General features: G+C 51.2%; 24 protein-coding genes. 7 read left to right on the top strand and 17 right to left on the bottom strand.

All coding sequences use genetic code 11. The features are described from left to right. Positions 1 to 11: 11 nt before the first annotated feature. The 3 genes from ACO0LM_RS26805 to ACO0LM_RS26795 form a co-directional block, all read right to left on the bottom strand. Positions 12 to 389, bottom strand: a complete 378-nt coding sequence (locus ACO0LM_RS26805) for a flagellar protein FlaG (protein WP_423041699.1) — start codon at positions 387 to 389, stop codon at positions 12 to 14. Positions 390 to 624: 235 nt separating this feature from the next. Then, positions 625 to 1155 (bottom strand): isochorismatase family protein, encoded by a 531-nt coding sequence (locus ACO0LM_RS26800; RefSeq protein ID WP_423041697.1) that lies wholly within the window; start codon positions 1153 to 1155, stop codon positions 625 to 627. A gap of 108 nt (positions 1156 to 1263) precedes the next feature. Continuing rightward, a complete protein-coding gene (locus ACO0LM_RS26795) occupies positions 1264 to 2148 on the bottom strand; it encodes a LysR family transcriptional regulator (protein ID WP_423041695.1) in 885 nt (294 codons plus the stop codon). 116 nt (positions 2149 to 2264) lie between these two features. Here ACO0LM_RS26795 and ACO0LM_RS26790 point away from each other — a divergent pair, with 116 nt between their 5' ends. The 4 genes from ACO0LM_RS26790 (at position 2265) to ACO0LM_RS26775 (ending at position 6164) form a co-directional block, all read left to right on the top strand. Further along, positions 2265 to 3236 carry a quinone oxidoreductase family protein gene (locus tag ACO0LM_RS26790; protein ID WP_423041693.1) on the top strand — a complete coding sequence of 324 codons (972 nt, stop codon included), beginning with the start codon at positions 2265 to 2267 and terminating at the stop codon, positions 3234 to 3236. A 30-nt stretch (positions 3237 to 3266) separates the two neighbouring features. After that, the gene (locus tag ACO0LM_RS26785) at positions 3267 to 3839 is read left to right on the top strand and encodes a lipocalin-like domain-containing protein (RefSeq protein ID WP_423041691.1); all 573 of its coding nucleotides are present in this window, start codon (positions 3267 to 3269) and stop codon (positions 3837 to 3839) included. Positions 3840 to 4065: 226 nt separating this feature from the next. Then, complete coding sequence (locus tag ACO0LM_RS26780) at positions 4066 to 5133, top strand: YjgN family protein (RefSeq protein ID WP_423041689.1); 1068 nt, start codon at positions 4066 to 4068, stop codon at positions 5131 to 5133. Further along, the gene (locus tag ACO0LM_RS26775; protein WP_423041687.1) at positions 5130 to 6164 is read left to right on the top strand and encodes a M48 family metallopeptidase; all 1035 of its coding nucleotides are present in this window, start codon (positions 5130 to 5132) and stop codon (positions 6162 to 6164) included. The genes ACO0LM_RS26780 and ACO0LM_RS26775 overlap by 4 nt, the downstream gene beginning before the upstream one ends. 28 nt (positions 6165 to 6192) lie before the next feature. Here ACO0LM_RS26775 and ACO0LM_RS26770 read toward each other — a convergent pair whose 3' ends face one another. Both ACO0LM_RS26770 and murB read right to left on the bottom strand, forming a co-directional pair. Then, a complete protein-coding gene (locus tag ACO0LM_RS26770; RefSeq protein WP_423041685.1) occupies positions 6193 to 7740 on the bottom strand; it encodes a C13 family peptidase in 1548 nt (515 codons plus the stop codon). Positions 7741 to 7918: 178 nt separating this feature from the next. After that, positions 7919 to 8947, bottom strand: coding sequence for a UDP-N-acetylmuramate dehydrogenase (murB, locus tag ACO0LM_RS26765; RefSeq protein WP_423041683.1), 1029 nt, complete (start codon positions 8945 to 8947; stop codon positions 7919 to 7921). 167 nt (positions 8948 to 9114) lie between these two features. On the opposite strand from murB, the gene ACO0LM_RS26760 reads away from it, so the two are divergent. Then, the gene (locus ACO0LM_RS26760; protein WP_186949744.1) at positions 9115 to 9600 is read left to right on the top strand and encodes a YajQ family cyclic di-GMP-binding protein; all 486 of its coding nucleotides are present in this window, start codon (positions 9115 to 9117) and stop codon (positions 9598 to 9600) included. Between the two features lie 6 nt (positions 9601 to 9606). Next, entirely contained in the window at positions 9607 to 10287 is a 681-nt protein-coding gene (locus ACO0LM_RS26755; protein WP_423041681.1) for a retropepsin-like aspartic protease family protein, read from the top strand. 17 nt (positions 10288 to 10304) lie between these two features. On the opposite strand, the gene ACO0LM_RS26750 is transcribed toward ACO0LM_RS26755, so the two are convergent. From ACO0LM_RS26750 to ACO0LM_RS26730, 5 genes are all read right to left on the bottom strand, one after another. Further along, entirely contained in the window at positions 10305 to 10547 is a 243-nt protein-coding gene (locus ACO0LM_RS26750) for a hypothetical protein (protein ID WP_423041679.1), read from the bottom strand. A 129-nt stretch (positions 10548 to 10676) separates the two neighbouring features. After that, a complete protein-coding gene (locus ACO0LM_RS26745) occupies positions 10677 to 12242 on the bottom strand; it encodes a DUF4157 domain-containing protein (RefSeq protein ID WP_423041677.1) in 1566 nt (521 codons plus the stop codon). Between the two features lie 412 nt (positions 12243 to 12654). After that, positions 12655 to 13392: a hypothetical protein gene (locus ACO0LM_RS26740; protein WP_423041675.1), complete on the bottom strand. Its 738-nt coding sequence runs from the start codon at positions 13390 to 13392 to the stop codon at positions 12655 to 12657. 120 nt (positions 13393 to 13512) lie between these two features. Continuing rightward, positions 13513 to 14241, bottom strand: a complete 729-nt coding sequence (locus ACO0LM_RS26735; RefSeq protein ID WP_423041673.1) for a hypothetical protein — start codon at positions 14239 to 14241, stop codon at positions 13513 to 13515. A 239-nt stretch (positions 14242 to 14480) separates the two neighbouring features. Then, positions 14481 to 15188, bottom strand: coding sequence for a hypothetical protein (locus ACO0LM_RS26730; RefSeq protein WP_423041671.1), 708 nt, complete (start codon positions 15186 to 15188; stop codon positions 14481 to 14483). A 561-nt stretch (positions 15189 to 15749) separates the two neighbouring features. On the opposite strand from ACO0LM_RS26730, the gene ACO0LM_RS26725 reads away from it, so the two are divergent. After that, on the top strand, positions 15750 to 16574 hold the full coding sequence (locus ACO0LM_RS26725; RefSeq protein ID WP_423041669.1) for a CPBP family intramembrane glutamic endopeptidase: 825 nt from the start codon (positions 15750 to 15752) through the stop codon (positions 16572 to 16574). 252 nt (positions 16575 to 16826) lie between these two features. On the opposite strand, the gene ACO0LM_RS26720 is transcribed toward ACO0LM_RS26725, so the two are convergent. From ACO0LM_RS26720 to ACO0LM_RS26690, 7 genes are all read right to left on the bottom strand, one after another. Further along, positions 16827 to 17090 (bottom strand): hypothetical protein, encoded by a 264-nt coding sequence (locus ACO0LM_RS26720; RefSeq protein WP_423041667.1) that lies wholly within the window; start codon positions 17088 to 17090, stop codon positions 16827 to 16829. Between the two features lie 84 nt (positions 17091 to 17174). After that, positions 17175 to 17879 (bottom strand): hypothetical protein, encoded by a 705-nt coding sequence (locus tag ACO0LM_RS26715; protein ID WP_423041665.1) that lies wholly within the window; start codon positions 17877 to 17879, stop codon positions 17175 to 17177. Between the two features lie 632 nt (positions 17880 to 18511). Beyond that, complete coding sequence (locus ACO0LM_RS26710) at positions 18512 to 19168, bottom strand: HAD-IA family hydrolase (protein ID WP_423041663.1); 657 nt, start codon at positions 19166 to 19168, stop codon at positions 18512 to 18514. Positions 19169 to 19228: 60 nt separating this feature from the next. Continuing rightward, positions 19229 to 20002: an ATP-grasp domain-containing protein gene (locus ACO0LM_RS26705; RefSeq protein ID WP_423041661.1), complete on the bottom strand. Its 774-nt coding sequence runs from the start codon at positions 20000 to 20002 to the stop codon at positions 19229 to 19231. A 106-nt stretch (positions 20003 to 20108) separates the two neighbouring features. Beyond that, the gene (aroG, locus tag ACO0LM_RS26700; RefSeq protein ID WP_423041659.1) at positions 20109 to 21170 is read right to left on the bottom strand and encodes a 3-deoxy-7-phosphoheptulonate synthase AroG; all 1062 of its coding nucleotides are present in this window, start codon (positions 21168 to 21170) and stop codon (positions 20109 to 20111) included. Between the two features lie 520 nt (positions 21171 to 21690). Beyond that, positions 21691 to 22125 (bottom strand): tetratricopeptide repeat protein, encoded by a 435-nt coding sequence (locus ACO0LM_RS26695; protein WP_423041657.1) that lies wholly within the window; start codon positions 22123 to 22125, stop codon positions 21691 to 21693. Positions 22126 to 22128: 3 nt separating this feature from the next. Further along, positions 22129 to 22587: cellulose synthase subunit BcsC-related outer membrane protein (locus tag ACO0LM_RS26690; protein WP_423041655.1), on the bottom strand; the 459-nt coding region annotated here is incomplete at its 5' end.

Genomic DNA, 22587 nt, shown 5'->3' with positions numbered 1-22587 from the left:
CATCAACCCTCTTAGGCCTGGGCGTCGAGCAACAACCCTGTTTTGCCCCCCAGATCCTTGGCGATGGACAATGCCTGGGCAGAAGGAATCTGCTGGATCACGGTATTGGTTTCACGATCAACGATCTGTACCACCACTTTGCCAGAACCACTGTCCAGATTTAAATTCACACTATTGCTGGAATCGATAAAACGGTTGATTTTATCCACAGACTGCTTCAGCTCAGCATTGCTGATTGCCGTGTCTGGCGTTGCATCTTGTGCAGGCACCACGGTGCCAGTGCTTAAATCCTGCCCGGCAGGCGCGAGTTTTGGTGCGCTTTTAACATTTTGTCGAGGCTCAACAGCAGAGATGCTGGTGCCCCCGCCTGTTATCTGACTGATATTCATATCATTCCCCGACTGTAATGGTAAAAAATCAAAACGGATTACTGCGTTAACATCATTAACGGTAGTTGTACTTAAAAGTTTAATTTTTTATTTGAAAAAAACGGCCTGGTGGGGGTTTTGCGCTGACGAACGACTGAAGAAATAGACAAAAACCATCAAAAAGCCATCAGTTAACTAATCTGGCATCCTGACTATTTATTTCCAGTAAGCAACATCGAGGAAGCATGGGCCGTGACTAAGGCCCAAATACTTCCGCCACCGTCCGCACCATCAGGCGACTGTCGGCCGGGGTGGACAGGTTTTCCCATATCCAGTTATGGTGCTCGATGACTTTTTCGGCCTTCATGTGGGGGCGGTCGCCGGTGGTATGGGCGTCGGACAGGGCGATCACATCAAAACCATGCGATACGGCAGAGCGTATGGTGGTATCGATGCACAATTCAGTCGCCAGGCCACACACCATCAGAGTATGGGCACCAGTGATTTTCAGGTGGGTCAGCAGGCCGGTATCAGCAAAGGAATCGCAGGCGGTTTTATCGACGAACACATCGCCTGGTGTAAACGGCAGCTCGGGTATCACTTCCCAGCCGTCAGAGCCTATCATTGCGTCATCATTGGCATGACGGATATAAATGATTTGCCCGCCATGCTGGCGCGTGACTTCAATCGCATGCTGGATGCGGGCGACCACTCCCTCTTTATCATAGCGGGGCGTGGTGCCATTCACCCATGAGTTCTGCATATCGATAATGAGTAAGGTGTTCATTGTGCTGTTGCTTGCCTGTCCAAAGCCACATGATACCGCGTTAGCCCCAATATGGTGCAGTGCAAGGTCTGCCTTGCAGCACTTGCACATCATCTGACGGGCATACTATCAGGCTAGCACATCCTGTACCGCTTTACTGGCCAACAAGCTGATCAACTGATCTGCCACGGCCCTCACCCGCACAGAACGGCGTACATCATCATGCATGACCAGCCACAGCTTGCGCTGCAGGGGGCAAAGCGGGTCATCTATCCTTTGCAAGTCACTGCTACGGCTACCCATCCCTTTAGCCAGGTAATGCGGCAATACCGTCACCCCCATGCCGGCGGCCACCACCTGACGCAACACCAGTTGATCATTGCTGCGCAACAACACCCTGGATGGATCAGCATCGAGCATGTTTTCCAGCCACTGGTGATGGGGCGTGCCGGAAGTTTTTTCATAGGCGGCAAACTGCCAGTCGCTGCGCTTGCTTCCTTTCAAATAACTTTTGCTGGCATACAGGCCGTACTGGACGGTAGCCACTGCCTTGATGACCAGGCCCGCCGCTTGCGGACGTGACATGCGCAGGGCAATATCGGCTTCGCGCCGGCCCAGGCTGACTTCGTGTTTTTCGGCAAACAATTCCAGTTCCAGACCGGGCAAGGCGGCGTGCAGGTTTTTCAGGTTGGGGGCCAGCACAAATGATGTCAGGGTGGGGGCGGCAGAAATGCGCACCACGCCTTCCATTTGCCCAGCGCTCAGGGCTTTTCGCTCGAACGAAAACCAGCGCTCTTCCACTTCCCGCGCATGCGGCACTAGGTGTTGCCCTTCCACTGTCAATTGCCAGCCACGCACCAGCCTGTCAAACAGGCGCAAGCCCAATGCCGCTTCCAGTGCATCGATGCGGCGTGCCACGGTGGTGTGTTCCACCTGCAGGCGACGCGCGGCCCCGGTCAGCGTACCGCTATCGACCAGCGCCAGAAAAAACCGTAAATCGTCCCAATTCATCATGGTGCAATTATGCACAGTCCAGGCGAATTTTTCAGTAATTTTATTTAAGGCCTGCTTTGTCTAAGCTATGTGCAACAACGCCCCCTCAACTTAAACAGTACACAGAAAGAATAGAAATGAAAGCCATACAAATACTGACCCAAGGCAGCCCGGAAGTTTTACAACTCACCGACCTGCCCACGCCAATCCCAAAAGAAGGAGAAGTACTGGTGCGCGTCGACATTGCCGGCATCAACTATGCCGACGTGTATCAGCGCAACGGGCAAAACCCTGCGGTCCTGCCTGCCATCCCTGGTACCGAAGGGGCGGGTGTCGTGGCCGAGGGCAATGCCGATTTGCCCGCCGGCACCCGGGTGGCCTGGTTGTCGCAGCCCGGTTCGTATGCCGAATATCTGAGCATCCCGACCTGGAAGCTGGTACGCCTGCCAGATGACATCAGCAACCCGCAGGCAGCCGCCGTCATCATGCAGGGTGTCACCGTGCAATACCTGGCCGAAACCAGCTACCAGATCAAGGCCGGCGACCGTGCGCTGGTGCATGCCGGTGCGGGTGGCGTTGGCCTGCTGCTGATCCAGCTATTGAAACACAAGGGTGCCACCGTACTGACGACGGTATCGACCGCCGCCAAGGAAGAACTGGCCCGCCAGGCCGGTGCCGACCATGTCATCCGCTATACCGAAACGGATTTTGTCGTGGCGGTGAGAGAACTGACCCAGCAACAGGGGGTGAACGTGGTGTATGACTCGGTCGGCCTGAGCACCTACCAGGGCAGCATGGCGGTATTGCGCCCGCTGGGTTCGCTGGTGCTGTTTGGCCAATCCAGCGGCAATGTGCCGCCTATCGATCCCATGACGCTGTGCCGTAGCGGTTCCCTGTTCTTCACCCGCCCCACCCTGGCCCACCATGTGGCCGATGCTGCCAGCCTGGCCGCCCGCAGCCAGCGTGTGCTGGGCTGGCTGCGTGAAGGCATTTTGCGGCCGCGCATAGGTGGCAGCTATCCGCTGGCACAGGCGGCACAGGCCCATGCCGATCTCGAATCACGCAAGACCACCGGCAAATTGCTACTCACTGTGGACGCCCCCAACTGAGGCGCATTACCCCACTCACCAAGGATGACCATGAACACATTGTTACGCTCACTTGCTGGCCTGAGAAGCCTGAATAGCATAAGAAGCTTGCTACTGATCTGCATCGCCAGCATAAGCTGCATCAGCCTGCCCGCCTGCGCCCTGATGCAACAGGATAGTGACCAGAATGAACAGGCACAAAAGCGCCTGACCGGCACCTGGACGCTGATCGGTGCGCCAGAAATCCGTGCCGATGGCAGCCGGGGCGAAACCTTTGGGGCCAATCCCCAGGGTTTGCTGATTATTGACGACACGGGCCGCTATTCCCTGCAAATCTACAAGGCAGAAAGGACCAAATTTGCCAATGGCGACAAGCGCAAGGGGTCAGAGAATGAATTCCGTGCCGCCGCGCTCGACACCAGCGCACACTATGGTCGCTGTTTTATTGATGTGGAACGCAATGTCCTGATCTTCCGTATCGAACACGCGTCTTTCCCCAACTGGGATGGCAGCGAGCAAGCCAGGCAGTTTGAACTGAAGGCAGACGTACTTAGCTACCACGTACCAGCCAGTGCCAGCGGCAACGGTACGACGGCTATCTCCATCTGGAAAAAGATACGATAAAAAATACGGTACCGGGGGGCTTGCGCCATACTGCCCACCACCGCGTAACCAGCCTGACTTGTCATTGCCATAAAGACACATTATCTATCCCCCCATCGCCCTTTGTGGTAAAGCTGGCCGCGATGGGTGGCCAGAGGATTAATGTACTTGAAATGTACTTGACTTAATACCAACCCCATGCGATTGTCGATGCTCTAAAAAAATAAGTGCATGGGGAAACACAAGTATGGATAACTTTCAAAGTCATGGCTTTTCAGCAAGCCACCAACAGCCAACCGGGACATTGCAACTTGAATTCAGGGGCAGCGGCAGTGAATATTTCCGTATCTGGATCGTCAATTTATTGCTGACCATCCTTACCCTGGGCATTTATTCTGCCTGGGCCAAGGTGCGTCGCAACCGTTATCTGTATTCCAGCACGCATCTGGGTGGCAGCAGTTTTGAATACCACGGCAATGCCATGGCCATCCTCAAGGGTCGCGTGGTGGCCTTTGTCTTTTTCTTTTGCTACAACATGGCTTTCAAATACTCGCTTGCACTGGGGGGGGCCATGGTGGTGCTGATGGCAATGATCATGCCCTGGCTGGTCTGGAAAAGCCTGCAATTCAAGTTGTATAACTCCAGCTATCGTGGCATACGCTTTGGTTTCCGGGGGACTGCGCAACAGGCATATACCACGTTCTTGCTGTGGCCTTTCCTGACAGGCATCACCCTGTACTTGCTGGCACCGGTCTTTCATCAGCGCCTGAAGCAGTTCCAGCACAATGAAAGCCGTTTCGGCAGCACGCATTTTTCTTTTAATGCCGGTTCTGGCGCGTTTTATAAAGCCTATTTATTGGGCATAGGCATCATGATCGTTGGCATAGTCGTCATCATTGTCGGCTTTGGCGGTACGGTGGCACTGGGTTCACTCACGCATGGAACAAAAGGTGGCGCTGCTGCCGTCTTCTTAGCTTTAGCTTTGTACGCGTGGATGTTTGCCATCTACCCTATCTTTTTGACCCTGTTGCAAAACCTGATCTGGAACCATACCAAGCTGGGGGATCATCAGTTCAAGAATAACCTGACCTGGGGCCGTATGAGCTTCATCGCCATCACCAATGTACTGGCGATTGCCTTTACCTTGGGCCTGTTTATCCCGTTTGCGCAAATTCGTGCCTTGCGTTACCGTATTGAAAGCCTGGAGCTGGAAGTCAATGGCAGTCTGGATAATTTCATCGCTGAAACGCAGGAACAAGTCAGCGCAACCGGCGAGGGCATGGCCGATTTACTGGATTTTGATTTATCTCTATGAACACAGTTGCCGCCATCTATTTTGATGGCAAAACCTCGCGCCTGCACCGGGTGGAATTTTCGGTGCTGGGCGACACCGCTTATGTGCGCGAGATCACGAATGACCTGAACGAAGGTGTCACCCGCAGTTGCCCCTTGACGGAACTGCGGGTATCAGAACGTAGCCGTCATGCGCCGCGTAAAGTCACCTTCAGCGATGGTGCCTATGTCGAGATCACCGACCACGCCACCTTCAATGCCATGCTCGACAGCACCGGCTATCAGGATTCGACCGTGGTTCAAATCCAGCAAAGCTGGAGCGGTACCCTGGCAGCGCTGATAGGCACCATCATCGTGCTGACGCTGTGCTATGTGTATGTGTTGCCAAACGCGGCCCGTATGGTGGCGTTTGCCACGCCGGTATCAGTAGAACGCAAGCTGGGTAACGGCGTGCTGGAAATTCTGGACAAACAGATCTTCAAACCATCCGTATTGCCTGCTGCCAGACAGGCTGAACTGAGTGCACGCTTCCAGCGGCTGCGCCCACCTCGCGGCAACAGCCCCACCTATCACCTGGTGTTTCGCAAAAGTACCATAGGCCCGAACGCCTTTGCCCTGCCATCGGGCGACATTATCATCACCGATGAAATCATCAAGCTGATGAATGACGATGATGCCATCATGGGTGTGCTGGCGCACGAACTGGGACATCTGCATGAACGTCACCTGACCCGCCGCATCATCCAAAGTTCGGCAGTGGGTGCCGTGGCGACCCTGCTGTTTGGCGATGTGTCGGCGGTGGTGGCGAATATACCGACGCTGATGCTGGACCTGAAATATTCACGCGACGCCGAAACCGAAGCCGACGACTATGCCCTGCGAATGCTGGACGCCAACGGCATCGCCCGTGAACACCTGGCCGTCGCCTTTGAAAAACTCAATGCCCTGGCCCCTGGCCTGTCGCCCTACCTGTCCAGCCACCCCGCTGGCACCGAACGCGTCATGCGCATACGTGGGTATAACAGGGACAGCAACGTCAAGACTGAGCCCTGATTGTCGGTAAACTTTTACGGCAAACTCTTTACGGCAAACTCTTGAGCGCTGCAACATCGCCCGTCTTTGCTGGCTTTTGCGTCTGCAAACGCTGTTCCAGCAATTTCAGGCGTGCACGTATCTGCTCACCGACGGCTATTTGCGGGTTGGAATAGCCATCTGATTTGCCTCCCTCTTCTTCACGCTGTTTGATGATGGGCCGCGCTGCTGCATGGGCAGCTTCAAACGACAGGGTTTGCTTGCGCAACTGTTCGTCATACATGGCGCGACCAAAAAAAGTCAGGTCGGATTTGCTGCCGCAGCCGTATGAAGTATGGTCAGCATCCGATGCCGTCATCACCAGCGTATTGACATCCGACAGTGGGGCCACCCAGTTACCCGCATAACAGGCAGAAATCGAAATGACGCGGTACTTAACGCCTGCATCGTCCAGCCATTGCTTCAAATCTGCCGGGGTCACCGGCTTGATGGTCAGTGGCCACATGCCGGCAGATAGTTCGCCATCACTGGCACCATGCGAAGACAGGTGCATGAACAGAATGTCTTCATTCACATCCATGCGCCTGGCGATATGCGCAATGGCTCTTTGCAGGTTCAGTGGCGTGGCCCAGGGCAGCGTAGCCATGGTGCGGGGATTATTCGCCAGTTGCAGGCTGCGCCCCTGCGCATCAAAACGCTGCGCCATCACCTGCGACACCATGCTGGTTTCATTCAAAAAGACATTTTCTTCACCGTAAGGGGCGAAAGTCAGGCTGTACAGATCGATGGTGCCCGCTCTTTGTGGCTGTATGTCTGCCAGTTTCCGGGCAAACAAGGCGGCCTGTTGTTCAAATATTTCCTGCGTGATTTCCGGTGATTTGTCGGCTGCATCCTCACTGGTTTTGGATTGCTCGCGCGGGTACCAGAAGGTCATCGACCTGGTGCTTAATTCCAGCCCGCACACCACCAGCATCACCATGATGACAGACACCATGATCGTCTTGCGGCGATCACTTGCCCGCCACAAGAATAGCAGTTGTATCAACAAGACCACGCAAACGGGCGCCAGATACACCAGCCATTGCATGCGCCAGCTCAAAGCAGAATAGTCATACCGTCCCACCCGGATCAGCAACGCGGCAACAGAACACACTGCCACATTCAACACCAGCGTCTGCGCCAGTGCCAGGGTGAATAAATGACTGGCATCCGGGGCCATGGAAGAGGATGCCTGGCGCAAATGCGTTTCCAAACGGACTGGCCGCAGGCGATAACAGACCCAGGCAAGCGCAGCAAAATAAAACCAGCCAGATGCAAATACCTGCCAGTAAAACTGCGCAGGGCCAATAATCGTCACGCGCTGTACCGCAATGTGCGTCAGCAGATACAAAATCATCAAACCGGCAATCAGCCCCGGCGAGGCGGGCATGCCATCCCAGCGCGGTGCACGGCACACGCTGACACGCAAGGCTTCTGTCAACAGACGCTGCATGGATGATGCATTTACTCCCTGCTCTTCTGCGTCATGACCCGGCTGATCGTCTTGATTGTTCAACTGGTCATCATTACTGGCACTGATGGGTAAAAATTCTGACATTCACTGTCCTGTTGGATAAAGCAGATTGAAGAATGAATTACTAAAGCAAAGTGCTTGGGAATCTCTGATTAAGCGTAGCGAGCGGCGCTAGTTTGGGTTAAGAAGCGCAGTCGTACGACTGTACGGCGAGCATCGCAGGCCCAAAATAGCGTCGCGCAGTAGCTTAATCAGAGCTTCCCTATACAAATACCGGCTCAACTTCCAGTATCACACCAAACTTCGCCAGCACGTCTGCCTGCACCGCACTGGCCAGCGCCCGCACATCGGCACCGGTGGCACCGCCACGGTTGACCAGCACCAGTGCCTGTTTTTCATACACGCCAGCGCGGCCCAGTTGCTTGCCCTTCCAGCCACACTGATCAATCAGCCAGCCGGCGGCCAGCTTGTAGTCGCCAGTACTTTGCAAATAGCTGACCAGTGTGGGGTACACCTCCAGCAGGCTGTCGCGTTTTGCACCAGATACCACCGGGTTTTTGAAGAAGCTGCCGGCATTGCCTATCTGTGCCGGGTCTGGCAATTTGGCGCGGCGTATCGCGATGATGGCGTTGCTAACATCAACGGGGGCAGCATCGCCGATATCGTGCTGGCTTAAATAATGCGCTACATCTGCATACGCCAGCCTGGCTTGCCATGGTTTGGGCAAGGCGAAACGCACCGCCAGGATCACCATGCGGTCTTTGTAGTCGTGTTTAAAAATACTGTCGCGATAAGCAAACCGGCAAGCTGCCTTGTCCAGTTGTACCGTCTCGCCGGTCACAAAATCAAAGGCTGTCAGGCTGTCAAACACATCCTGCATTTCCAGCCCATAGGCACCGATATTCTGTATCGGCGCTGCGCCGACAGTGCCAGGGATGAGTGACAGGTTTTCCAGCCCGGCTAGGCCTTGTTGCAAGGTCCACAAGACAAATTCATGCCAGTTTTCACCGGCAGCGGCCTCCACCAGCACCCGCTGCGCATTGTCATCAACAATCTGCCGGCCTTTCAGGCACATTTGCAGGACCAGGGCATCCACCTGGTCTGACAGCACCAGGTTACTGCCGCCACCCAGTATCAGGCGTGGCATGGCTTGCAATGTGGGGTCATCAAACACGGCCCGCAATTGCGCCGGGCTCTGCACCTGCAAAAACTGGCGGGCACGGGCGGCAATACCAAAAGTATTCAGGTTTTGCAGAGGATAATCTGCCTGAAGTGTAGATAAATTCGTCATATACCCGAAATTATAGCCTTAGCGCTCTTTAGCCTGCTTGCATTTGCTAAAATGCAGTTACTTATAGGTTATAGGACGGACTCGAAATTGCCCCAAAGCGTTGTAATACCTTGCCGGGGCAGTTTTGGTCAGGTCCCCAATTAATATTTTTAGCAAGGAAGTAAACCATGCCCTCATTTGATACCGTATCCGAAGCCAACATGGTGGATGTCAAGAATGCCATTGACCAGACCAACAAAGTGGTCACCAATCGCTTTGACCTCAAAGGCAGCAGCGCCAAGGTAGAGCAAAAAGACCGTGAACTGACCATTTATGGCGATTCCGAATTCCATCTCGACCAGGTTCGTACCGAATTGACCATGACACTGGCCAAACGCAATGTCGACGTGCGTTTCCTCGACCTGGGCAAGATCGAAAAAATTGGTGGCGACAAGGTCAAGCAGGGCATCAAGGTAAAAAACGGCATAGAAACCGAAGATGCCAAGAAAATTGTCAAAGCCATCAAGGACAGCAAGCTTAAAGTACAGGCCAGCATACAGGGCGATTCAGTACGTGTCACCGGCGCCAAGCGCGACGATCTGCAAGGTGCCATGGCCATGCTGCGCAAAGAAATCAAGGATTTACCGCTGGAATTCAACAACTTCAGGGATTAAGCCATCATGCGCCGAACACATGTACCAAGCTTACCAGGCCGCAAGGCCCTGCTGGCAATAGCAACAGCCGCAGCGCTGACCATGCTGACCATGGCAGGCAACAGCATGGCCACCGATATCGGCGTGGTTGGCCTGTTTCCCGGCAAAGCCATCCTGGTGGTAGACGGCGCAGCCCCCAAAACCTATTCTGTCGGTGCCACCATCAATGGTGACAGCAAGCTGGTCGAAGCCGACCGCGAATCTGCCACCGTTATCATCAATGGCAAACGCCGGGTACTGATCATCGGCCAGGCCGTACACCATGCCGCCGCCAGTTCCGGCAATTCCGTGGTCCTGAAAGCGGGTGACCGTGGCCATTTCATGGCCCCTGCCGTCATCAACGGCGTCAGCGTCAGCATGCTGGTCGACACTGGTGCCAGCCTGATCGCCCTGCCCGCCAGCGAAGCCGTCAGAATGGGCCTGAAATACAAAGAAGGCCGCCTTGGCCGCGCCAACACCGCCGGCGGCGTGGTGGACACCTACCTGGTCAAGATCGACACCATCAAGGTCGGCGATGTTGAATTACACCAGGTCGAAGCCTCTGTCATCGAAAATGGCCTGACCATGCCCCTGCTTGGCATGTCCTTCCTCAACCGCATGGAAATGCGACGTGAAGGAGATCAGATGACGTTGACGAAGCGGTTTTAAGTCAACACGTACATTGCTCAAGCGTCGTCAGGCAATTGAATGACGGACAGTACCTTGACTTTAGACGACGCGTCATGAACGGCGTGCTCGCTGTTCATATAATTCCAATAGTCCTCGTAGACAATTTCTATGTCACGAATCGATTCGCAATCATGGAAAATCGCATTTTCAGACGTATCGATCATTTCGTCGCGCGGCACCGTAAATGTGTATGGTTCGACGGTCAAGTCGACAGAGAACGCCCGTACATTGAATTTCATGTCTACCCTTCGTCGTTCATGTTCAATATCGCATAGCTGTCATCAGGTCAAATTTGAAGCGGTGCATTTTTATGGTGACAAGCTGATCGCCGCCGATGAGATTTCTTGTTGATATCCTCAGGTCGGAAATTAAAGTGCGCTTTTGCTGTCGTCGATAAATTCTTTCCTGGTGATCACTTCCAATTTTGCTTCGTTGGTCAGTGGGGCTTTTAAGGTTTCTGCATGCGCATCCCCCATGGAAATCATTTCGTAATCTCCCCAACCCTGCTTCTTCTGGTTGAGAATAACGGTCAACATGGCCAGATCCCGCATGGCTATGGTTTCCCCCATTTCACCTTCGTACCCTATTGACTTGGTAGCGGCTTTTCGCTCTTTCAGGCCGCCAATTTCATCCTTATACTCATCCCTGAATAACAGCCTTAGTTGAGGAATGAGCTTCTCCCTCATTTTAGTAATTTCACTTTCTATATTTTCTATTGCCTTAGCATCACCGTCCGGTGCAGCATACAATGCTCGCACTTGTAACATGGCAGTCCACCACTGATCCAATGCTGCTTTTGTTTCTTTTACATACTTGACTGCCTCTGGTTTTGTTATCGCATTAGCCTCAACATATTTATCTGCTTCTTCGTCAAACTGTGCTTTAACTCTTAACATCGTGTTGATTGAACTGTAAGCCACGCCTGCATTTTCTTCTTGTATGACTTTAACGCCTTGCTCATTCTTGTAATAGGGTCTTTTGAACCCGTCCTTACCTTTGACACTGGCATTGGTGTATTTTCCTATCCATACTGAAGGCGCTTCCGTTACATGGCCTGGTTGTTCTGAGGGTTTCATTTTTTCAGCTGGATGAAACACCACACCAAACAGGGTCTTGGCAACCACCGATTCCATTGCTGTTTTATGAAAACCGGTAACGCCATCAGGTTTCTGCTCGGGGCTCTTTGACTTGATAGGAATGACGCCATTGCTCTCATGCAAAATGCTGCCCTTACGATTACTCTCTATCATGATGGGCATAATTTTAGTCGCATGGTTTTCCGCCAGGACAAAAGGTGTTCCCGGATTAAATGGAAGCCGGTACCATAAGCCCAGCGACCGAAACAATCCACAATTAACCGGCTGCCCAGATACATGGTCCTGGAATTCATCTACGTCCGCGTACTGCCTTTTCCATACATCCGATGACCATTCTTTCGCCTTGGGCTTGTTTGAAGGAGTGAAAGTGTGTTGTCTGTTCATGCCCATGTTGTGAATTCTGCCCGTTTCTTCCTGGTAAGAATAAGGCTGATCCTCAATCGTCATCTTTCTTTGCACGCTGCCTTTACCAACTGAAGCGACATTATTTGTTTGCATGAAGTTGGGAGGGGTATTTTCTGTAGCAGGCATTGCCGCCATCTGCAGTGCCCGTGCCCCCATGACATCTGCCTCCGCTTCCAGCCCGGTATCATCATTGACCGGTATTGCGCCCTTCATTTGCATGGTGGGGCGCACGCGTCCCTGCGCCTGCTGCACGACGTGCCAGGCCTCATGCGGCAGGTGTTTTTCCTGCCCTGGTGCAACACGGATATCGTTGCCTTGCGCATACGCATGGGCATTCAATTGCGCTGGTTGTGCAGAGTTATAGTGCACCCGCACATGATCCATGCGCATGCCAGACAAGGATTCAATACCAACCTTGAGCTGGCTGGGCATACCTGTCTTATTTGCGGCGGATGCTGGCGCTGTTTGTTGTACTTGTCGCTGCGTGGCGGTGGATTTGGCTTGTAGCAAATCGCTGCGTGCCTTGAGTTGCCTGGCTTGCGGGCTATTGTTCGCCCGTTCTTGCATTTGCCTGTGCCTCAAAGCTTGCTGGCGGGTATCGACAACCGTGGATACCCGCTGGCGCGTTGGCTCTGCTTGACTTTGCTGTTGGCTCGCTTGCTGTAAAGGTGTGTTGATACGCATCGCTTGCCTCAGAGAGTCATAACAAATAGTTGAATTTACTAACTATTTTATAACTTTTTCAGCTTGAATAAATAACTTTATTCAGTAGGCTCACAGCATTGGAAGCCCAATATACAACAGCCACGAATAAGCATCAGTCATGCATAAAAAAAGACGAGACTTACTTGGCCGGAGATGCCTTGGCACCTGGATTGAATTTATACTTGTCCGAGCAATACATAATGATGTTTTTCGGGTTACTCAGGCAGAGATAAAATTGCCTGGTCTTCCCTTGTGAACCCTCACAAGACTTCACGTCAATGGCGTCGCGGATGGTGTTAAGCTTTTTGCTGGTATCGTCCAGTTCTTTCCTGGTAAGGTAGCCGTCATTAAAATTGACTTCGCCCTGGAGTATGGTCTGATCCAGAAAACGCCAGGTGTCTTTGACAGCTTTGGAGCAACTCAATGCTTTTGCATTGTCTTCGCCCTGTCCAAACAGCGCTTTCGCCATTCCTGATGCCATGCCAGCAACCTCTTTCGAAATTGTTTTTTCTTTTCCCCGTGGCTTGACATACACCTCATCACTGACTTTTTGAAATACATAAACTATACCCCCGACACTGGCTTTCATGGTCTTTTTATCGAGCTGATTTATATCCAGAACACCAAAATCAAATTCCAGTAAATGACCGTCTGTAATGTAATAAACCGATGGGCTCATCATGTGAATTTTACCGTTCTTTGAATACGTCACTTGCGACATGTGATGGCCGCTATATTCCCACCTGTCATCGTCGTCATAGGCGGTGCCGTTATACGAGACTATCCTCCAGCTACCTTTCAGGGCAGTTTCGGTTACGTCGAGAGCGAATGCCTGGTTTGCCAATAGCACCAGCATGGCAATTACTATTTTCAACATGATTATGTTCCTTGATTTTGAGGGAATACCCTGATTGATCGCATCATCAAGATACAGACCGGAAAATCATGCGTCCATACCGGATATGACCAGCAAGCGCTTCTTCACTTATCAGTTTTGTCAAGATACGTCAAACGCTGTAAGCAATCCCAAGGTCAGCGCTATCCAGACGAAATTAAACAGCCCATGAAAAATCACGGCGCTGATCAGTCCGTTGCGCAGGCGCAGATAGCTGGCAGCCATGCCTATCATCAATTGCGACGACACCGCAAAAACAACCAGCAAGCCAGCCAGCCCTGCCACACTGTAATTATTGACGTGCATCAGCGCGAATGCAGCTGTATAGGACCAGAACACCAAAGGAAAGCGACGCAGATAAGTACGACCGCGTGTGAAACGAAGCCCGTTTTTTCCTTTGGAGATGGCCCATTTCATATAAAACAAATCAATCAGCGCAATCACGCCCGACAATACGGCCAGCACCATCGCCAACGTATATGCCATCAACAGCAGGGCAATCACTGACGGGCCAACGAACAGGCAATATGTTGCACTGCGCAAGCCTGCACGAAACGTCAGTTCCTCCAATATAGGGGCAGCCACAACCGCGACAAGAAATAACTGCAGGCCCGACATATCCAGTTTTGATTCTATGCCCGCCCAATGTTCAAGCATGAGATCGACAGGGATAGAAATAAACAAGGCCACCAGCAAGGCCAGCACCAGCAAAAACAGCATGCGGCCACCGCCATTGGCGACCGTTGTCGCATCAGGCCTGCGCCGGTGAGGCTGCGCCAGAAACCGCCTGAAATCACTGCTTTCGCGTTGCCAATAATCAGGTATTTTCATCGGGTTGACGGTGTGGGATGTGGGGCAAAAACCAGTCCAGCCTGACAAAACTTGCTTTGTCCCGGGCTGGCAGATGCTGCGCGCAGAAAGCGGGGTCAACAATACCATGCAACTAAGCAAAGGATCAATGTTGTAACTTGCTTGTTTAAACTACCTTTTTGCAATTTACCCTGCCCATGGGCAGGCCAGACATCGCCCATTGCACTAACACACAATATAAGCTTATAGCCTGCACGGAATCAATCTGCATTTTGACAAACCCTCGTACGACGAAACAGGCCTGAAAGATACGCGGCAAAAACGAAGGGGGTTGCATACACGATCAAATAATTGAAGGTGTCTGGCCAGGATCTGGCACTAAGATATCCCTGCACGTTCCAACTGTATTTCAATTGATAAGCGATCCCGGGCAGAACTACCAGAATACTCCAAGCAAACGGGGCGTCACAGCATATCATCCCTAACAGAGTCCCATAGATTGCTGGCGCAATTGCATTCCCTGCCATAAATGGATCATTGCCAATCGTCCCCCCTGAACCAGGGCCGGAATACACACCGAAGCCTGTCAATATCACCAGTGGCAGCAACAGCAATAGTTTTAAAAACCAGTGCAGTGCCAGTGGCTGATTTCCTTTCCACCAAGACTTGAATCCATGCAGGTCGCCATATCCATGATACCCACGCCACGTCAATAACTGTACGGCGATAAGTCGGATGATCAGGCTCAGACATAAGAAAAAAAGACATGCCAATAAAAACAGGAACGTCATCCCGTCGTCTGCCACGCCGCCGTTTAATTCCATCTGCAACATTGCTTGCAATGTCATGATGGCGTTAATAAAGATGCTCATTAAAGCGAGCCAGCAAAAGCCAGTCAGCCAGCGTCCCAATGGCAAGAGCAACGGCATGAAAAAACACATCAGTATGGGAGCAAATAATTCAAGCATGCGTAGACATTCAGAAAGCGATCGTGAATTGAAAAAAATATGAAATGAAAACTGAACCTGCGATACCAAAGTCGATGTCTATGACTTGTTCTTCCTGGAAATAAACAGATGACGCTATGGACCATCTGTCATTCCCTTCTTCGAAGAGAACGCAGAATGACACACCGCTGTGAAGGGAAAATGAAGGTAGTGTGAAGAAAGTATGCGATTTGTAATGCAGGTAGAGTTGGCGACGACCGGGTAGATAGTTATAAAGTACCAGCCCACGTAGGTGCGAATAGCCTGCGTATTCGCATGCATGATTGTAAGAAGACCAGTAGTATTTTTAATCGAGGCGTACTGCGTGCGATTACGTTACACTAATCGCACCTACACGGGCTAAAATCCACATTGACGCCGGAAAAGTCGTTATCTTCCTACCCCCAAGCACTGCGTGCCCAAGCAACGTCTGACCTATCAGCACGATATAACGGCACTGCACTCAGAATCAATGCCAGTTTTACTCTGACAAGTGACAAAATTCCAGACGCTGTCGACGATGTAAATCACTATTGGAAACCCATGACCACCCAAGACCTCAACAAGAGTCATCCACTCGCTTTCTTTGTTCTGGTATTCGCATTGAGCACGCCTTTTTGGATCATCAGCGTCAATTCAGTTCATAGCTTCCTGCCTGACGACATTCCAGTAACAGATATTGGTGCCACACTAAGCCCATTCATTGCTGCCTGCGCGCTAATCTACATGGAGAACGGAACGGCAGGCTTGAAACGGTTTCTTGCTCGCATCCTTGACTACGACAGAATTAAGAACAAGAGATGGTTAGTCATCGCGATATTCCTCCTGCCATGTCTATATGCCGTGACGTATGCGGCAATGAGGATCGCTGCGCTTCCTGTTCCCCACTATCTAACTATTTCAACGTCGTTACTTGGTGCCCTTGCAATGTTCACCGTTGCGGCAACAGTAGAAGAGATTGGCTACTCAGCCTACGCCACCGATGCACTGCAAAGTAAGCATTCGGCCTTAGAGACGTCTCTCATTATTGGCGTACCTTGGGCGCTGTGGCATCTTCCATCAATGATTAAAATGAGTCAAACCTCACAACTTATCGCCTGGGGGCTTGTGGCAACCCTTGCCTTCCGGGTCATAACCGTGTGGATTTATAACAACTCAAATTTCTCGCTTTTTGCTGTCGTCATAGCACACGCAGTGGGTACAACGACCCGTACGGCATTTCCGGGAGGCCGTCACGGCTACGAGCTCGGGGAAGGCTCAATCAGCTACTTCATCATCATCCTCACAGCGATCATTGTCACAACGCTTTGGGGTTGGCGCAGCTTGAGTAATTTTCGCGGTTCCCGTTCGCTGGACGCGGATAACTAAGCCCTGGGGTCAAACAGCGTGTCCACATAAGCAGTCATACGCCGGTGGCTCGCGGAGCGTGAGCAATATTTCTCTGCACTGAATCAGCTTAGTTTTTGACAAAACCGCGTGCGACGAAGACGGCCTGAAAGGTAGGCAAGCAAAAGAAAGGTCATCGCATAGGCGATCAAATAATTGAAGGTAAACCAATTTTGGTATGTACTAGCGTCCCGGCAATGAAACAACCAATTGAGGCAGCTTTAACTTGGGTTTTCATTTCTGAGCCACTGTGGGGATAACAAGCACCCTGGCCCAAATATGTATATGGCGCATCTCCGCCGCCGATGACTCGATCAAGTCATCAATCACTACAGCATTCCCACCCATGGCGCATGCCTTCGCGCGTAATTCTTTATAGCCTTCATCATTGGCACGCACGACGCCACCAAAAAAAATGTTTCCTTTGATATGTGTCTCGATTTTTCCTACGACTTCAAAACTGACAGGTAATGCCGGTTTTTCCAGCACATCAACCATGCAATCAGTTATTTGACGTCCTGTCTTCAGAGTAGTCTAGCCCATTGCACTAACGCATACTATAAGCTTATAGCCTGCACGGAATCAATCTGCATTTTGACAAACCCTCGTACGACGAAACAGGCCTGAAAGATATGCGGCAAAAACGAAGGGGGTTGCATACACGATCAAATAATTGAAGGTGTCTGGCCAGGATCTGGCATTAAGATATCCCTGCACGTTCCAACTGTAATTCAATTGATAAGCGATCCCGGGCAGAACTACCAGAATACTCCAAGAAAACGGGGCGTCACAGCATATCATCCCTAACAGAGTCCCATAGATTGCTGGCGCAATTGCATTCCCTGCCATAAATGGATCATTGCCAGTCGTTTCCCCTGAACCAGGGCCGGAATACACACTGAAGCCTGTCAATATCACCAGCGGTAGCAACAGCAGTAGTTTTAAAAACCAGTGCAGTGCCAGTGGCTGATTTCCTTTCCACCAAGACTTGAATCCATGCAAGTCGCCATATCCATGATACCCACACCAGGTCAGTAACTGTGCTGCGATCAGCCGGATTATCAGGCCAAGGCATAGAAAAAATAGATTTACAATTAAAAGGAACATCATCAGGTCGTCAGTCACGCCACCGCTTGATTCCACCTGCGACATGGTTTGCAATGTCACGATGGCGTTAGTAAAGACGGTCATTAAAACTAACCAGCTAAAAACAGTAAGCCATCGCCCCAATGGCAAGAGCAATGGCATGAGAAAACACATCAGTATGGGGGCAAATAATTCAAACATGCATAAACATTCAAAAAGACAATCGTGAACTGAGAAAAATATGGGACAAGAACTGAACCTGCGATACCGGGGTACCGAAGTTCATATCTATGACTTGTTCTTCCTGGAAATAAGCAGATCCATCATGTCATTCCCTTCTTCGAAGAGAACGCAGAATGACACACCGCTGTGAAGGGAAAATGAAGGTAGTGTGAAGAAAGTATGCGATTTGTAGCGCAGGTAGTGCTGGCGACGACTGGGTAGGTAGTTATAAAGTACCAGTTTTATCTCGTAGCCGGGGAGCGAGTCGCACGTAAGGCAATTACAGCCAGCTACGTCCTTGAAGAATAAAGTCGCACCCGCTTCCGGCGATAGCTGGTCAGTGCATGCACAGATTGCCAGATATGGTTTTGAGACAGTTGCTGGTATTTTGACGCTCAGACTACATGCGATTACCTGACACTAATCGCGCCTACCTAGGCTGGCTCTAACTGACAGCCCACGTAGGTGCGAATAGCCTGCGTATTCGCACGCATGATTGTAAGAAGACCAGTAGTATTTTTAATCGAGGCGTACTGCGTGCGATTACGTTACACTAATCGCACCTACACGGGCTATGCGGGCTACAGTAATCGCAATTCATTGTTTATCAATTATCGCTTATCCAAGATGACGCCCATATTTCTTAAACTGAGAACTAAGGCTTCAATGTCATTTTTCTCATCGTCATAGAAAATAGTTCTAAAACCAACCATGGTGGCCGCAATTAGATTATCTCGGTTATTGTCTATGAAGATGCATTCTTCAGAAACGGCGCTGGCACGATCTAATGCATGCAAAAAGATGCCTGTGCCTTGCTTGCTCATGCCAATTTCTGCAGAGACCACGATAGGGGAAAATAATTTATCTAATTTCTGCGTGATTTTCAGATGGTCGAATCTATCTTTCTTGTTGTCGGTGATTATGCCTATAGCGTAGTTGGATTTAAGTTGTTGCGCCAATGAAAACATAGGGCCATTTATCGGCGTGCTTTCAAAAGCTTCTTTTAGCAAGCTAATATTTATCTCACATCCCAATTCTTCGCAAACATTGCCCCAAATGCGAGAGTAAGTAGTTTTTCCCAATATAAGATCGTTGTTGTATCGACTGAGCGCGTTTTTCACGCGTGAAAATTCAAGACCTGTCGCTTTGCTTAAATATCTGTTAGTCGTCAGCGAACCAGTTTTGTCGGTCGTGAGTACACCATCGTAATCGAAAAATATTAGCTTGATCAAACTATCCTCCATCGTGTCTTGGAGCCAATCGGGCATGCTGTCAACGGGCCGAAATGGCGTTAGAGAGCAGTTCCAATTTCAATCGCCACAAGCACATTAAACAGTTAGCTGAGCCGAAACAAGTTCATCCCATCTTGCCCAGTTAATATCCCAGTATATCTGTGCCGAAACGCCGTCATATGCGCCGAAAGAAAATCCGTCATTCATTTCTATCAGTGCCGTCTGCCCTTTCGATGTAATTCCAAAATCAATCACAAAACCTGCTGGTGCCAGACGATGATCACGCAAAGTATTCACTGCGCTTTCTATTTCGTGCAGGCCTGGGCGCAAAGCCGGGTCACCGCCATGATCGCAGAATTTGATATCTTGAATTTCTCCGCGTAGCACATATACACGCCATTCACTCAAAAATTGTATGGGCTCAGACACCCAGACCTGCATATTCTTTGAAACAGCACTCAGGCGATAATCTTCTGGATTTTTGGCTATAAAACCGGTAAAACGTTTCCATCCTGATGCCGGCTTGATAAAAACCGGTGCGCCATCTGCGCCCAAGCGATCCAGCACACGACGCAGACTTTTTTCTTTCCATACCTTGCGATACAGCCAAGGGGCCAGGACTTCCGGGTAAGGTGTATGTTCCGGTAAAGCAGCACCGAGCAATCTCAAGGCATGCTGAACAAAAGGAACTGTCCCCATCACCAGAAAATCGCGGGAAACCTGCACCTTGCCCCGTTCCATCATCTTTTCAGATGCGGTCTCGACAGGAATACCCATGCTAAGCGCATGGTCGGCCATCATTCTTTGCTCTAGATCGAGCTTTCCTGGCATTACTGCCGATACGATCAGCTTGGTGGGGAGTTTTTCCACTTGTCTGGGGTTGAGCCTTGTCCATCACAACAGCACAAATATACCTCAAAGCTTACTTGCACTGTCATGACCGGAACAAACTACCGCATAACGAAATTAAATAATTTCAATACGCTTCCTTCAAGCGCTTTTGCTTGACCGCATCGGCCAAACCTTCGAGTACCTGGATGCTGGAATCCCAGTCTATGCAGCCGTCGGTGACGGATTGCCCGTAGACCAGTTCTTTGCCTTGCACCAGGTCCTGGCGACCGGCGACCAGGTGGGATTCGATCATGACGCCGACGATGCGGGTATCGCCTTCGGCGATTTGTTTGGCGATGTCAGCGCAGACGGGGATCTGGTTGGCCGGGTTCTTGGAGCTGTTGGCGTGCGATGCATCGATCATCAGGCGTGATGCCAGGCCGCTGTTGGCGATGTCTTTGCAGGCAGCATCGACACTAGCAGCGTCATAGTTGGGCGTTTTGCCGCCGCGCAGGATGATGTGGCAGTCTTCATTGCCATTGGTGGATACGATGGCAGAATGGCCGCCCTTGGTGACGGATAAAAAATGATGCGGCTGTGACGATGCCTTGATGGCGTCAACGGCGATTTTGACATTGCCATCGGTACCGTTTTTGAAACCGACCGGGCAAGACAGGCCGGATGCCAGTTCCCTGTGCACCTGTGATTCGGTGGTGCGGGCACCGATCGCGCCCCAACTGATCAGGTCGGCGATGTATTGCGGACTGATGACATCGAGGTATTCGGTACCGGCAGGCAGGCCAAGTTCATTGATGTTGAGCAGCAGTTCACGAGCGATGCGCAGGCCATCGTTGATGCGGAAGCTGTTGTCGAGGTAGGGGTCATTGATCAGACCTTTCCAGCCGACGGTGGTGCGTGGTTTTTCAAAATACACGCGCATGATGATTTCCAGCTCACCAGAAAAACGGCCACGCTCTGCGGCCAGTCGGTGCGCGTATTCCATCGCTGCCTTGGTGTCGTGGATGGAGCATGGGCCGATGACGACCATCAGTCTGTCATCCTGGCCATGCAAAATGCGATGCAAGGCAGTGCGGGCATTGGCTGCGGTTTCCGAAGCTTTTTCGGAACAGGCAAATTCACGGATCAAATGCGATGGTGGAACCAGTTCCTTCATCTCGCGTATGCGTAAATCGTCGGTGCGCTGCATGTTAACTCCTGTCAGATACTAAAATTTAAAATAAGAAAATTAAAATAAGAAAATTTGAAAACTGCTTAAAACCTGAAATCTCACCACAGAGGCACAGAGACACAGAGGGGCCACAGAGTAAAGTCAAGAAACCCTGGAGGGGGCTCCGTGTTCATTCCACTTATTCGCCCTTCTCTTGCCTGTCTCTGTGTCTCCGTGTCTCTGTGTTGAGAGGTCTTGCTTTTATGCGTTACGTTTATTCCGTAAAAAATTCAGGCAAAAAAAAACCGCCAGATCGGGCGGTTTTTTTAGAATTTTGGTTTAGCGCTTTTTCTTCGAGTGCTTACCGTCTTCCCACCGCCGTTGGCTTGGAATAGCTAAAGTAAAAGAAGAAAAAGAAAACAATATGTTTCATATCAATTATTGATTAAATATTTGTTTTTGCCATGTCGTGCCCTTTGGTAAGGGCTATCCAAATCAATAGTGCATCAAAATCAGGCAATTTGCAAGGACGTTGCCGTTATTTGCTTATGTTATCTGCTTATTTTTTCCACAAAGGTGGGGGTTCTGGTGGGATATCACCCCCTTGGGTGGGGTAGGCACCGGGTACCGGGGCTTTTCGCTCGATGGCGGCAACTTGTGGCGTATTGCGGTTCATCCAGTTGCGCAATTCATTCAGGTTGGCGGCAATATCGGCGCGGTTGGGGCTGAGGCGATTGGCTCTTTCCAGCAGGTTCAGGGCTTTTTCGGTATCGCCCTGGGCGGCCAGCGCCACCGCCTGGTTGTTGAGGGCAGAGGCGTCAAACGGATTGACCTTGGCTGCTTCGGCAAATTTCTTGCTGGCGGCACTGGTATTACCTTCTGCCATCAGGTTGCGGCCTTCTGCATTCGGGTCTTGTGCCACTGCAGTCGCTGACCAGGCCAGCATGGATGCCATGATTAGCCGCGAGGAAAATAAGGAGGTGATGACTTTCACGATTTAATTTCCGGAATAGTAAGGTTTAGGAGTAACCGGTGGGAAGGCAATCGGGGACTTTCTGGTCTCGAAGCTATAGCGCAGGTACACCGCTGCTGCTGCGTCATTGAAATCCCCCGAGTTATCTGCCGTCAAACGCCCCCCCAGGAACAGGTGCGGGGTTAGTTGGTATTCTGCCGCACCATTGATCTTGAAGGCGAACGCTGAACGGGTTTGCCCCGGATACGTCGTCTGGATGTTGATGGTGGGGTTGGCCGCCGCAAATTGTTCCAGCTCGGCCTGGTCTGCCGCTGAATTCGGGTAGTACGGGGCTGCGAGTTCTCTGAAGTGTTGCGGGCCCAGTGTGGTACCCAGTTGATACGCAAACTTGCCTTTGCGTCCTGCTATTTCAAATGGGATGCCTACGGAGACGTAGGATTTGGGGCTGAAGTAGCCGCCATGTCCATAGGTGAAGTAGCGCAG

It is taken from the genome of Undibacterium sp. Di26W, assembly GCF_049340265.1.
Taxonomy (GTDB): domain Bacteria; phylum Pseudomonadota; class Gammaproteobacteria; order Burkholderiales; family Burkholderiaceae_D; genus Undibacterium.
The sequence above is the reverse complement of the archived record's forward strand: the minus strand, read 5'-3'. Positions and strand labels throughout refer to the sequence as shown.